The organism is Planococcus salinus (assembly GCF_003719725.1).
GTDB classification, from domain to species: Bacteria; Bacillota; Bacilli; order Bacillales_A; family Planococcaceae; genus Planococcus; species Planococcus salinus.
In genome coordinates, this window is record NZ_RIAX01000001.1 from 400,253 (window position 1) to 412,898 (window position 12,646).

General features: G+C 44.7%; 12 protein-coding genes. All 12 read right to left on the reverse strand.

Annotated elements, in window-relative coordinates; translation table 11 throughout:
* Entirely contained in the window at positions 1-2,007 is a 2,007-nt protein-coding gene (locus EEX84_RS01985; protein ID WP_123163890.1) for an ABC1 kinase family protein, read from the reverse strand.
* A gap of 88 nt (positions 2,008-2,095) precedes the next feature.
* A complete protein-coding gene (locus EEX84_RS01990; RefSeq protein ID WP_240033896.1) occupies positions 2,096-2,902 on the reverse strand; it encodes an MBL fold metallo-hydrolase in 807 nt (268 codons plus the stop codon).
* Positions 2,903-3,186: 284 nt separating this feature from the next.
* Complete coding sequence (locus tag EEX84_RS01995; protein WP_123163892.1) at positions 3,187-3,642, reverse strand: SRPBCC family protein; 456 nt, start codon at positions 3,640-3,642, stop codon at positions 3,187-3,189.
* 58 nt (positions 3,643-3,700) lie between these two features.
* Positions 3,701-5,236: a CPBP family intramembrane glutamic endopeptidase gene (locus tag EEX84_RS02000; protein ID WP_123163893.1), complete on the reverse strand. Its 1,536-nt coding sequence runs from the start codon at positions 5,234-5,236 to the stop codon at positions 3,701-3,703.
* 282 nt (positions 5,237-5,518) lie between these two features.
* Positions 5,519-6,241, reverse strand: coding sequence for a 3-ketoacyl-ACP reductase (locus tag EEX84_RS02005; protein WP_123163894.1), 723 nt, complete (start codon positions 6,239-6,241; stop codon positions 5,519-5,521).
* A gap of 275 nt (positions 6,242-6,516) precedes the next feature.
* Positions 6,517-6,879 (reverse strand): nuclear transport factor 2 family protein, encoded by a 363-nt coding sequence (locus EEX84_RS02010; protein WP_240033901.1) that lies wholly within the window; start codon positions 6,877-6,879, stop codon positions 6,517-6,519.
* An 82-nt stretch (positions 6,880-6,961) separates the two neighbouring features.
* On the reverse strand, positions 6,962-7,315 hold the full coding sequence (locus tag EEX84_RS02015; protein WP_123163896.1) for a nuclear transport factor 2 family protein: 354 nt from the start codon (positions 7,313-7,315) through the stop codon (positions 6,962-6,964).
* Positions 7,316-7,637: 322 nt separating this feature from the next.
* Complete coding sequence (locus tag EEX84_RS02020; protein ID WP_123163897.1) at positions 7,638-8,231, reverse strand: histidine phosphatase family protein; 594 nt, start codon at positions 8,229-8,231, stop codon at positions 7,638-7,640.
* 202 nt (positions 8,232-8,433) lie between these two features.
* Positions 8,434-8,667: a hypothetical protein gene (locus EEX84_RS02025; RefSeq protein WP_123163898.1), complete on the reverse strand. Its 234-nt coding sequence runs from the start codon at positions 8,665-8,667 to the stop codon at positions 8,434-8,436.
* A gap of 46 nt (positions 8,668-8,713) precedes the next feature.
* Positions 8,714-8,878, reverse strand: a complete 165-nt coding sequence (locus EEX84_RS16465; RefSeq protein ID WP_158599056.1) for a hypothetical protein — start codon at positions 8,876-8,878, stop codon at positions 8,714-8,716.
* Between the two features lie 201 nt (positions 8,879-9,079).
* Entirely contained in the window at positions 9,080-10,276 is a 1,197-nt protein-coding gene (locus EEX84_RS02030; RefSeq protein ID WP_123163899.1) for a M14 family zinc carboxypeptidase, read from the reverse strand.
* 802 nt (positions 10,277-11,078) lie between these two features.
* Positions 11,079-12,602 carry a murein biosynthesis integral membrane protein MurJ gene (gene murJ / locus EEX84_RS02035; protein ID WP_123163900.1) on the reverse strand — a complete coding sequence of 508 codons (1,524 nt, stop codon included), beginning with the start codon at positions 12,600-12,602 and terminating at the stop codon, positions 11,079-11,081.
* Positions 12,603-12,646: the final 44 nt, after the last annotated feature.

Sequence of the window (12,646 nt, forward strand, 5' to 3'; positions counted from 1 at the left end):
TCAGGCATTGTTGCTGCGTTTCATGTCGCGGATGGCCTGTATGGACAGCCGGACCAGCAGTACCACGGAAAGAAACAGGCCCGTATAGGAGGCAATATTCAAATACACGGCATAAGCTGTCTCAATGAATTGTGCGATGGCCAGGAGGGCTGCTGAAACCAGGCCGAATGTGATGCCAGTAAACAATAACACAAACCGCGAAAACAATTGGATGACAAACATGGCATTTTTCTTGTCGGAAAATATATCATGATGCAGGATGATTTTTCCGCTTTCCACACGCTGCACCAGCATGTCCAGCCTTTTGGGCAGTTTAAACAGTTCCGGTATGAGCAATGCCAGTTCGTCTTCAATGCGGTCTTTTGTCTCCATCGGCTCTTTAAACGGCTTTTTCAAAAAAGAGGTTTTGTATTTTTTCGCAAATACTTTTGCTTCCGTGAACATATCGAATCCTGGATCGATCGTATGGATGGTGCTGTCCAGGCTGATGAGCGAACGCAACGCGGTGCCGACTGACGGATAAAAAGATAAGCCGAAATCCCGGACCACATCGAATAACGCATGAATCAGTTCAGCGGTCGGTATCCGGTCCACATAGGACGTCTTCAATAAAATTTGTCCGATGGATTGTTCAAATTTATGCCGGTCAATCTGTTGATTGTCTTCGACCAGCAGAGAAACGGCGTCATAGATGACGGAACTGTCATTCTGCTGAACACCGATGAAGAAAAGGTTCAGTCCATTTTGCTGTGACGATGCCAGACGGCCGACTGCACCGAAATCGAGCAAAATCGGCGATCCGTCTGTTGCATCGATAAAAATATTGCCGGGATGCGGATCGGCATGAAAAATGCCGGATTCCAGCATCTGTTCAAAAAACGAAAATAGCACCGTTTCAGCGAATTTCCGGGGGGTGACGTCGAATTGCTTGAATACCGAACGGCCTTTCGAGATGCTTTTACCCTCCAGGTACTGAAGGACAATCAGCTGATCATTGCTGTAATCCGTATAGACTTTTGGGATTTTCACCTTGTATTCACTGTCTTCCAGGGCATTGCCGACCTGGACGGTATTCCGCATCTCAATGGTGAAGTTGATCTCTTCTCTCATGCCATTGGCAAACCCGATGGCCAGCTGCCGGAAACCAAGGTTTTCTGCCCATGTCGATTTGCTCGTCACCCATTCGGCGAATTCGACCAGGATGTTCAAGTCGTCTCTCATGATTTTCCGTATATCCGGCCGCAGCAGTTTCACGACGACCTGTTCACCGTTCTCTTTCAGTACAGCCCGGTGAACCTGGCCAATGGAACCGGCCGCCAGCGGATTCATATCAAAATCAGAAAAGACTTCGTCAACGCCATACGGCAAGGAAGTTGCCAAAATCCTCTTGACTTGTTCACTGGTCAAAGGCTTGACATTCTGCTGCAAAGATCCAAGTTCTTCGACAAAAACCGGTGGGAACAACTCTGTACGGGTCGACAGCATCTGGCCGAACTTGATGAAGACGCCCCCGCTTTGTTCGAGTGTGTCCCGGAACGCAATGGCCAGTTCCCGGTCATTCTCACGGTTGCGCGCGTATTTCAACGACCGGGAGATGCCGTTGCGGACAGCGATTTCCAACACACGGGCCAATCGTTTCTGACGGCGCCAGCGATGCTGGATCCGTTTGAGGATGAATTTCCTCCCGGTGATGCGCTCTCCTCTTTCCCCGAGCTCAATGGGATCGAACAATTCAAAAAACAGATACAGCAGCATCGAAATCAACAGCATGCTGCCGATCCATAAAATCGTGCTTTCATCCTGTGCCATATAAACAAAAGGGTCGTTCATGTAATCCGTAAAACGCAGGTAGGAATACCAATAGACAAAGGTAGTCAAAGTGACACCCAGCGCAACAGACAGGAGCCGTTTGATGAAATTGATTTTGGAGCCCATCAGCCGCCCGCTGATAATATAGATGAAAACAGCGATCACCGCTATTTCCAGTAAAATGCGAATATAAACCATTCCCCGTATCCCCACTTCCATTTTTTCTATAGACAGCACACAAAAAGGTGCTTGTTTTTGTGAAAGTATAACAGGATTCAGTTGCGTACTAGATTTTTACGGGTGCCAGAATTGAATTGATCAGGTGGATCGGATGCCATTCTCTTTCAGAGCGTGCGATGATCGGGTAGTTTTTCGGAAACAGCTGATTGGCTATTGCTTCTGGAGATTTGCCTTCCCGGTACAACCGTTCCACGGTGGCTGAGAGTTCTTCCAAGTAATCCAGTTTTTTCTGCAAAGTTTCGCGTCCGTTTTCAAAATAACCGGAATGGCTGCAGTACATCGATGAGATGTCATACGACAGCAAGGTTCGTATGGATTCCATGATTTGCGGAATGGACTCCGTATTCATGCTGATTTTTGTTTTTGTCTGCACAAACAGGTCGCCGGTGAACACTCTGCCGGTTTCTTTGTGCAGCAAAGCCACATGATCATCTGCATGCCCGGGCGTGTAAATCACATCCCACGTGAGGTTTCTGGAGCGGATGGTGTCACGGAGCGGCAACGCATCGAAAGCATCACGGACTCCCCAGCTGTGCTGTCTGTATTCCGGATAATTCCCCGGTTTTGCACAAAGCGCAATGCCGTTTTCATGCATATAAATGGGAACATCCCGGTTGGTTTGAATCCAGGAAGCAGTGCCGCTGTGGTCTTCGTGGCTGTGTGTCAGCACAACTTTATCAAATGAATGTTTGTCATAAAAAGACGTGAAATCCGGTTCCATTCTTTTAGGTCCGGTATCCACCAGCATCCCGTCAACCAAATAAACAAAGATTTTCCGTTTTGTTGCTTCTAAATAGCCTTCAGCGCAAATGACGCCTTCTTTTTCGTACTCCGTAATCATTAGTGGATTCATTCTCCTTTCGGGAAATGCAGTCGCTTCTGTTCTGGATCCCTCTTCTTTGTTTAATCTTATAAGGAATAAAAAGGTTTGTCACGGTTAATGAGGTGATTTTTCCGATTTGTCAATAAATTTGCAGTCCCAGCGGGGAGAAAATCGTTTACATTTCATATAGATTTTAAGTGTTTTTGCTGCAAATGTATGTGTTTGCTTTGTATTGCGTTTTTTTTGTTTTGTATTAATACCCTTATGTAAACATCTACATTTACTTATTTCAACAAAGATTGAACTCTTCTCGATTAATCGTTGTTCAAGGCTGCCAGTTCCACTCGTTCCATGAACTTCGTTACCGTCTCTTCCGCTTTTTTCTTGTTGCCCGCAAGCAGCATTGCTTTGCCAACCAGGTTGACGCCTTTGTTATGCCCCTGGTAAATGAATTTCGTCCGGTTTTCACCGGCTTTTAACAAAGTGAACGAATACATCACTTCGAAACTCTGCCCCATAATAAAACGGATCTGTCTGTGTTTTCTATCCGGTGTATCGTCATAGGCTAACGTCTCCACAATATAGGTTTGCAGTTGGCTGCCCTCATAATAGGTCTGTGCATGTTTCGCTCCAGCTTCATCGTCGTTGTTTTCAAGAAGCTGATGTTCTTCGATTTTCGGCATAATTTGTTTGATGTTGCGATCTTGGAACAACTCCCATACTTTTTCGATGTTCGCTTCAATAATTGCTTCCTTATTCCACTTGACCATTTGTCTGTTCCCCCTTTTCTGCTGTGCGGCATTCCATCGGTAAACGGTAGAGAATTGATTATGAAATGAATAAAGGTCCTATGACTTGAATGAGAATATTGGCCGTGAAATGAGCGATTATCGCAAATTCAAGCCCCATAAAGACAAACATGGCTCCAAACACCATACCGCCGATTCCATTTATAAGAAGCATACCTCCGATGACTCCGAGCGTCATCTCAAAATTGGCTGCTGCCACACTGTAATGCATTCCACTGAAAATAAGTGCTGCCAGGCTGATCGCTGTCCATTTGTTTAATCCATTGGTTTCTTTTTTGGTAATTTTCATTGAAAGCCATATAAACGTTGTCACAAGAAACAGACGGAAAACAGATTCTTCATTGACGGCAGCTCCAAACGAGCCAAATACCGCCAGCCACCAGGGTGTATCTTTTATAGAAGAATTATCGATTCCCAACGGAGTGGAAATCAATAAACTCACAAAGATGATTACACTGCCTGTCAAAAATCCATACAGCACCGAGTTTATCAGCTTTCTGCTTAGATGGGAAACCTGCTTTTCTTTGTGGAATACAGATTCAATAACGGGTACTCCCAGCTCGACTTTTTTTATCAGCCATAATGCAACGAATAACAGGACTGCCGATTCCAGAAAGACCTGTGCGAGATAGTAAAGGACAAATTCCATTTCGGTTAACCCCATTTGCTGATGCATGTTTTCCCTGGCGATTGCATAAGGAGCTATGGCCACAGCCCCCAGCAAATTCAGGAAAAGAAGCGAAAAATAAATTTTCCAGTCGATCACCGGCACTTTTTCGTCTTTTTGAACCACTTCTTCCAGGGTATTCGAATGATGACTGTATGTATTCATTTTTTCCTGTAACACACCCGTAAACTCCTCAGGCTGATCGATATACAGGAGCGCTTTTCGAACTGTTTTCTTTTGTCCAAAATAGCCGCGTGCATGCAAAGGTGTTTTGAACACTATTTCGTACGAGGCTTCATCTGTAACTTCGAAAATGTATGTGAGTATCCTCGGCATGGCTGTTACGTGAAATGCATCCTTTTCGTGTATTATACCGCCATTATTCTTGTATTTAATCGTGGCAGGCTGGATATTTTCAATATCACTGATACAAAAATCCAATTGTCTTCTGGCGCCTATTTTAAACTGGACCTGATTGCCGTTCAGAAGAACAGGCGAATTCCTTATTAAATTGTAGTCTCCCATCATGTAGAAAACGCTGTATATGTGCAAGACCAGCATAATTGTTGCAATTTCCGGTTCCTCATTTTTTAAATAGATATGGAAAACCACCATCTCCAGCACTTGTTCATGAATCAACGCCACAAAAAGCCAAAAATAATTGGAGGTCTTATAATACGAAAAAGCTTGGGTCCCCTCTATGCTATTTCCATTCCTTCTTTTCCATCTGAAAAAAGCATAAAACAAGATCTGCCATTCCTTTTTTAAAGTAAGTGCAAAAGGGTTTTCTGTGATGATTCCCCGTTTCCAGAAGACTAATAAAACCACAAGAAAAACTTCAGCTAATGCAATCAGCAGAATAACCGACACCATCATTTGACTGTCCACCTATACTCCTCCTCTAAGCGTGTCTTCCTTTTCGCACAATACAGCCAAAGCGGAGCGGAAGCCGGCTGAATCAAAATAAACGTTTTTCAAATAGCCAGAAATGATTCTTATTATTTACTTATTAAATAACTTATTACAACTTTCGTATGGTGTACAGCTTATGTATGCGTTTTCACAAAGATATAACAGATGGAATGGGAAAATAAATATGTTGCTCTGTTATGGTTCTGCAGACAAAAAAGACTTCAGGGAATCAATCCTCTGAAGTCTTACTATCATTCATTAAAACGGGTTTGTTGCCCATTGGCTCGAAGTCGGGATAAAAATCCGCGGATGCAGTTTCAATTGCGCCACCATGTATTCCGCGATGTCTTCCGGCTGCATGAATTTCTCTTTGCTTTCTTCGGGTTCCGGTTGCCGTGAACCGAATCCCGTCACCACTTTGCTTGGTGTCAGCGCAAAAACACGGACGTTGTGTTTCCGCACTTCCTGGGACAAGGCTTCTGTCATGCCCAAAACACCGAATTTCGAGGCGCTGTAGGCCGCTGAACCGGATGTCCCGCGCAAACCGCTGGAAGATGAGATATTGATGATATCCCCACCGTTTTTTTCGATCATCTGCGGCAGAACTGTACGTGTTACATTAAACATTCCCGTGAGATTGACATCCAGGACATGACTCCATTCTTCCGGTTTAATATCAAGAAACGGCGCATGTTTGCCGACACCGGCATTATTGATCAAAATATCAATGGTTCCGAGCTTGTCAGTCAGTTTCTCCACTGCCTGCTCCACTTGTTCCAAAGAAGAAACATCCGCTGCTGCATACTCTGTCAGGACGCCCAGTGCCTCAATTTCCGCAGCGACTTCTTTTAAATCGGCTTCTGTTCGGGCAATCAGGCCCACGTGTGCTCCTTCTTTCGCTAAAGCGATCGCTGTCGCACGGCCGATTCCTTTACCTCCTCCTGTTACTATTGCTACCTTGCCAGTCAATGATTGTGCCACTTTCCATTCCACCTTTCTCTATTTTCAAAAATAACGCTTCCATTCTATCCTCTCATTCCTTACTCAATTTTGCTTGTACTTTGCTTGTTATTGCTGTTTTTGTTTTTTGAGAGTAGACCCTTATGTAAGATAATACATTTATCGCTTTGGAGAGCATCTTTCTCTTCAATCAATACTCAAACGCACGATTCAGCCAGCATCGATCAAGATTCCATTGAAACAGCAAAAAGCAGCACAGCCTGTAATAGCCGTACTGCTCGTCATTCCCTTGTTAGTTACTGCTTCAACTCAATGACAAACGAGATCATTTCCTGGATTTTCCCACCGCTTTGCCGATCCATACGGTAAAAATCACAAAAAGCATAAGTTTGAAAATCGCCTGACTTATTCGGCATGGTCATCGTCCCTTTGACAGCCGCTTCCATTCCATTTGAAATCACTGTATCAATTTGAAAATCCATTTCCGTGTATACACCAATGCCAAATGCAGCATCCATAAACGCCTGCTTGCCATGAATTGGTGCGCTTCCTATCATATGCCACACAATATCATCTGTCACAATATCCTCCATAAAATCAATATCACCACTGAAAAAGGCTTCATTCACTTGGCGAAAAAAATCCTCGGTTCGTAACATGTCCACATCCAACCGCTCCCTCCAAACGTTTGAATAAGAACGATAGCCGCTTTTAGATGCTTCTTCAAAATAATTGGAGCTGCTAATCCAACTTCAGAAGAAATGATGTCAATTCGATAATTTCACCTTTTCCTTTTCCACTGAACCGATAAACGTCGTGATAGGCTGAAACCGCTGTTTTTTCTGTGAAGATCAGTCCCGTCACTGACAAATCGAGTCCTTCACTGATGACCCGGTCAATGGACCTTTCTGTGCTCTGTACATTGCTGTTTTCTTTGACGAAATTCAAAAAGCCCGTTTTCCCATATATTTTGCTGTTGCCGACAATGGACCAGATTACATCATCGGTTATGTTGTCTTCGAAAAAATGGGTGTCTCCAGCAATGAACGCATCATTCAAACTCTGCAGGAATTGTGGGTTCTCTCTTGTCATCATTTAATGGACTCCTTCCTGCTGAAGCGTTTAGCCGATCATCCAGTTCGAATGATTACCGGGCCTTGCGAGATATTGTTTCCTCCCTTCTGTTTTTATTCCGGAAGCTTGGCTTTTCTTCTAAACTGTGATTACCTTTACCATTCTTCTTTTACCGCAAAATACCTTTCGCTCTTCATACTTTTTTATACTTTTCCCTTTTTCCGGATTAATAGCAGGAACAAGAAGCAATAAAGCGAATAAATCAACGAGCATCCATTCTCCAAAAATTTCAGCAGCAGTGTAAAAATCCTCTATTATATTTTTTGACTGATGATTTTCTTTTTTATTCCGTGGTAAAGCCTTGGTAATAGGAAAGATGCGAGACTTGATTGTAGTTGACAATTTTCCATGTTTTCTGCTGGTATTGAATATTACTGACACAGGCATTGACCAAAGGCGCCTTTTTTGAACTGATCTCTCCTTCTGACAACACCAACAGCAATTCACTTATCACTGCGCCATGGGCAATCAGCAGCACACGTCCGTCCGCATATGCCTGCTGGACTTTTTCCAGTCCGTCCAGAATGCGCTCTCTGAAGGTTACTGGATCTTCCTGTCCCGGGTAGTCTTTGTCTGGATATATGGCTGTTCGTTGCGTCACATCCATTCCTTCGGCCTTGCCGAAATAACGCTCCATGAAGCACTCCATTTCAACTACGGGAAGTGCCAGTTTGCGGTTGATGATATCCGCCGTTTGCCTCGCTCTTTTCAAAGGGCTTGTAACAAGCACATCCCAATCCTCTGGTCGAAAATAGGCGCTGCATTCTTCCGCTTGTCTGATTCCTGTCCCATTCAACGGAATATCCGTCTGTCCCTGCAGCTTTTCCGACACATTCCAATCCGTTTCACCATGTCTCACTAAACAAATAGCTGTCATATGAATCTTCTCCTTGTTGAATCCTCACAGTTCTCTATAAAACAGTATACCAGACCGGCAAGTTCCGTTGTGCGTTGGAGCGTTTGTCGGCTATCGGCTATAAGGACAAAACGAAAAACCAAAGAGAAAGAATTATCGCTTCGTCTCTCTCTTTGGTTTTCGTTCGTTTTCAGGTATTCGATTGTCGCTGCCAACTTATTTCTCAATAGCGTTTTCCGGTATTTTTCACAACGGTTTTTTCACCGGTTCTGTGGTCTGTAATGACTTTGTCTCCCTGTGGGACATCCCCTGCCCCTTCGTCCGGTGTGTCTTGAAACGTCTCTTCTTCCTCAGACGAATCCACACCGTCCCCCAGCACTTCCTTTGTTTTGTCCGCCAGCTTGTCGAGTGCAGATTCGTTGTCTTTTGTTTGCTTGCCTGTATTTTTTGAATCCATTTGTCATGACCTCCATTACATAAATTTTCACCTAATTCCTGTCCTATCAACCGGAAGGGTTTTCCTTGTTGTCTCCTAAGTCATCATCCGACTGTTCTTTTGCTTTTTCCTGACTCCGGTCTGATTCCATGTCCGGCAGCTGTTCATTTGGCATGCCGGTGAATTCCGTCTCTTGCTGTTCTTCTTTATCCTCTTTTTTCCTGTTCGCCATGCAATACCACTCCTTTTGAAGATCTTTGTCTTCAATTACCCGTTATTTCGTGAATCAATCGGGAAATCTCTATATTGCTTCGGCATCCAGGCAATAAATTCTCAGTAAAAAACGCCTGCATCCCTCGAAAGGCTGATGCAGGCGCGTGAAAAATTATTCAGTTTTTCTTGATAATGGTTCGGCTGCTGTGAATGGCCTGCCTCAGTTGGAAGGTCGGTAAGATGTCAATGGAATATCTTCGTAATCATCCGGATCCAGTGATTCAACCGATCCATCCGCTACACTTTCAATAATGCCCGTCAGTCCGCGTTCAACTGATTTGACCAATTGGCCTTTTTCTTTTTGCCCCATCATCTGTGTTTGGCCTCTGACTTCAAAAAGGACTGTGCCGCTGCCGTTCAAAGCGTAACTGCCGAGAGCGGTTCCCGGAAGATCAAGCCCTTGTGAGTATAGAGAAATGTTGGTGAATTTGGAGTTGCCATATGACTGCAATTCGTTATAAGCGGCCAAGTTCAATTGTCTCGAGAAGTCGTAATTATAATTGTCGGCGTATTCAGCGTATTTTTCACCCTCCGGTGTGTTCGGGTCTGGAACGAACTGTGCGGATAACGACAAAGTCACCGGGTCGGCAGTGCCGTCGACATAATACATTCCCTGATGATGCAGGTCAATGAAGACATCCACATTGCCGAATTCTTCCTGCAGGGATTTATAAACGTCACGGGAAGTTTGTGCTTCCGGTGTGATAAACCATCCCGGCAAATTGGAAGCCCCCGGGAAGTCTTCCGCTTCTGGTTCATAATCGAGCTCCGGGTTGAAATCACGGTTGACGTCAAATCCTGGATTCGCTCCGTAATCATAGCTCTGGCTGATGCCGCTGTCCAAGTAATTCCACGACGGAGCAACCTCGCTCAGCTGTGGATATTGCTCAATCACTTCATCCCATGTCAAACTGTTTCGGCGTTTATCGCCTTCTGAAGCATCCGGATTCATCATCGGCATGAACACGAGCGTCAGTTCCTCACGGATTTCTCTCGATTGCTTGGAGTTATTGGATAACTTTTTCAATAAATCCAGGATGGCGACAGTCCCCGTTTTTTCATTGCCGTGAATTTCACTTTGCACCAGTATAACTTTATCGCCTGTCCCGACTGTAGCGGTATAGATATCCAATCCTTTATGGGATTGCCCGGCAACATCCACTTGAACGGTCCCTTTGCTGGATGCCTCTATTTGCTTCAGGCTTTTTTGCAGTTCAGCATAATCGATAAACCCGGATATGCTGTGTTCATGGTGGTGTGTTTCGGTTTTATTCTCTGTTTCGACAGCGTAAGCCGGCATGGCCAAGGCTGTACACAATGTTACGGCGCCGACAGTGGACATCCATTTTTTCTTCATTTACACCCGCTCCTTTTAGTGGTTTTCAAAAATTGTTTATTTTTTCCTCCTTTCTTTTTATTTCTAGATTATTCAAAAAAAGAATAGCAAACTGAAACTTATTAGTAAATATTTTTAGAATATTCAGTCCTTATGTAATGCAAAATCCTGATATTCTTCTTTTCCAGTGGTCACATTGACTCGAAGCTTGCTGAGTACTTCGCATTACGAAATGAATATAATAACCAGACCTATTTATTCAGCCAACCGGTTTCCAAAAATTTTCACGCAGGTTTTTTTGTTTGATCTATCCGTAGTGAAATCGCCTTTCTTTTTTCATCTAAAAAAGCTGTCTCGAAAGGTTTTTTCACGACCTTTCAAGACAGCTTCTTTTTGAAAACCCAACTTCCTTTAATTTCTATAAGTTGCATTAATAACATTTAGTAATCTATATTCCGCAAAACAGCTTCGCTTGCGGGCCCACAGGATGTGGGTCATGCAGTAGGCGCGACAGGACGTCGCGCTGCCTACTGCCAAAACCGCGCTCCTGTCTCTGCATCGCTGCGCTAGCTTCGAGACATGAAAGGGCGTTGCATCGCTTCGCTAGCTTCGTCGCAAAGAGTTGCCCTCGCAGGCTTCGAGCAACTCTTCGCTGTTTTGCTCCATATCTTTAGTGACTTCTCTCAGCGCCGGCGCGCCTCCGGACTGGACGGAGCAATAAGACGAGTGGTCTTCTCGGCTTATTGCGGGAGTTATGTCCAAAGCGCCGAAGCGTTATATAAAGAATCATTCTTTTATTCAACTTATATCGTCGCAAATCCTGTTACGAACGTTTTGTCAGTTTTCGCTTGATGCCTTTTACAATCTGTTCCGCGTCTTCGATTTTCATCATGTACACCAATGCAAAGTAAATGACGCCGGCCGCCAAAATGGACAATATCAACCCCATTGCGGAACCGAGAAACGGCAGCGTATACGTGTAGAGAAGTCTTGCCGACACACCCATTATGATGGAAGCCGCAGCAATTTTTACAAAAGAGGCGCTCAGCTGCTTCATATCGAAAGGACCGATTTTTTTCCGTAAACTGATATACAGCAGGAGCGTACCGAAAATGGCCGAAATACTGGTGGCCAACGCCAACCCGCCGATACCGAGATATCTCGATAAAATGAAATTCAGGATGATGTTCAAGACCATGGCAATCGCCGCGTTGATCATCGGTGTCCTTGTATCCTGCAGCGAATAGAATGCTCTCGACAGCACTTCACGCAGGCCATAACCGATCATACCAATCGAATAGAAGAAAAAGGCGCTGGCGGTCAATGCAACGTCGGATTCATCAAACGCTCCCCTGCCAAACAGCAGCGCCACAATCGGTTCTGCAAAAAACAAAGCCCCGACGGTAGCGGGAATGACCAACAGGTTGATGCCGTTGATGGCTTGGGACACTGATCGTTTCAGGCCCTCCATATTGCCTTTTGAGGCCATTTTGGAAATGAGCGGGTACATCACAGTCGAAATCGACACCACAAACACACCTTGGACAAACAAATTCAAGGTATTGGCGTAATTCAACGCCGAAATCCCACCGATGGAAATTTGGGAAGCCAGTGTCCGGTCGACCAGTTTGTTGATTTGATTGACAGAAGAGCCGATGATGACCGGAATCGCGAGAATCAGCATGTTCTTGATATGCTCATCTTTCGGTTTGAAGATGAACTGGTACTTAAACCCTTTGCGGTAAGCAAAAAACAGCAGGATGAGAAACTGGATGATGATGGCGACTACATTGCCGATGGCGAGCATCAGCACCAGATCGAATTTTGAGCTGGCGATGATGGAGAGAATCAGCACGATGTTCAATGGCAACCCGATCAGCGTCGGCACGACATAGTATTTTTTCATATTCAAATAGCCGCTCAGAATCCGGATTGTCATCGTGAAATAGATGCCGACGATGCTGATGCGCGTAAACGTCACCGCCAGCTGCAGAATATCGCCTTCAAAACCGCTGGCAAAAATCCTGACGAGCGGCTGGGTGAAAATCAGTCCAAGAACCACAATCACCGTACACAAAGCCCACAGGATGTTCAGCAGGTTGTTAGTATAGTCTTTGCTGTTTTGTTCGCCGTATTTTTCTTCGATCCGGCTGTACATCGGGATATAGCCCGTGGAGATCCCCGTCGCCACAAAGCCAAAAATGACGGTCGGAATGGTCAGTGAGATCAAATAAGCATCACTGATGCCCGAAGCTCCGTAAAAATAAGCCAATGTGACGTCACGGAAAAACCCGATGAACTTCGAAAAAATGGTCAGGACCATGATGAGGATGACAGCTTTTTTCATAACAGCACCCCTTCAGACCGATCAGAAGAAACCGGTGAACGGCT

Excerpts from the sequence above, each read along its gene's own strand:
- EEX84_RS01995 (WP_123163892.1), bottom strand. The coding sequence starts at position 3,642 with ATGGTCAAGTGGAATAAGGAAGCAATTATTGAAGCGAACATCGAAAAA.
- EEX84_RS01990 (WP_240033896.1), bottom strand. The coding sequence starts at position 2,902 with ATGAATCCACTAATGATTACGGAGTACGAAAAAGAAGGCGTCATTTGC.
- EEX84_RS02020 (WP_123163897.1), bottom strand. The coding sequence starts at position 8,231 with ATGACAGCTATTTGTTTAGTGAGACATGGTGAAACGGATTGGAATGTG.
- EEX84_RS02010 (WP_240033901.1), bottom strand. The coding sequence starts at position 6,879 with ATGTTACGAACCGAGGATTTTTTTCGCCAAGTGAATGAAGCCTTTTTC.
- EEX84_RS01985 (WP_123163890.1), bottom strand. The coding sequence starts at position 2,007 with ATGGTTTATATTCGCATTTTACTGGAAATAGCGGTGATCGCTGTTTTC.
- EEX84_RS02015 (WP_123163896.1), bottom strand. The coding sequence starts at position 7,315 with ATGATGACAAGAGAGAACCCACAATTCCTGCAGAGTTTGAATGATGCG.
- EEX84_RS16465 (WP_158599056.1), bottom strand. The coding sequence starts at position 8,878 with ATGGCGAACAGGAAAAAAGAGGATAAAGAAGAACAGCAAGAGACGGAA.
- murJ (WP_123163900.1), bottom strand. The coding sequence starts at position 12,602 with ATGAAAAAAGCTGTCATCCTCATCATGGTCCTGACCATTTTTTCGAAG.
- EEX84_RS02025 (WP_123163898.1), bottom strand. The coding sequence starts at position 8,667 with ATGGATTCAAAAAATACAGGCAAGCAAACAAAAGACAACGAATCTGCA.
- EEX84_RS02030 (WP_123163899.1), bottom strand. The coding sequence starts at position 10,276 with ATGAAGAAAAAATGGATGTCCACTGTCGGCGCCGTAACATTGTGTACA.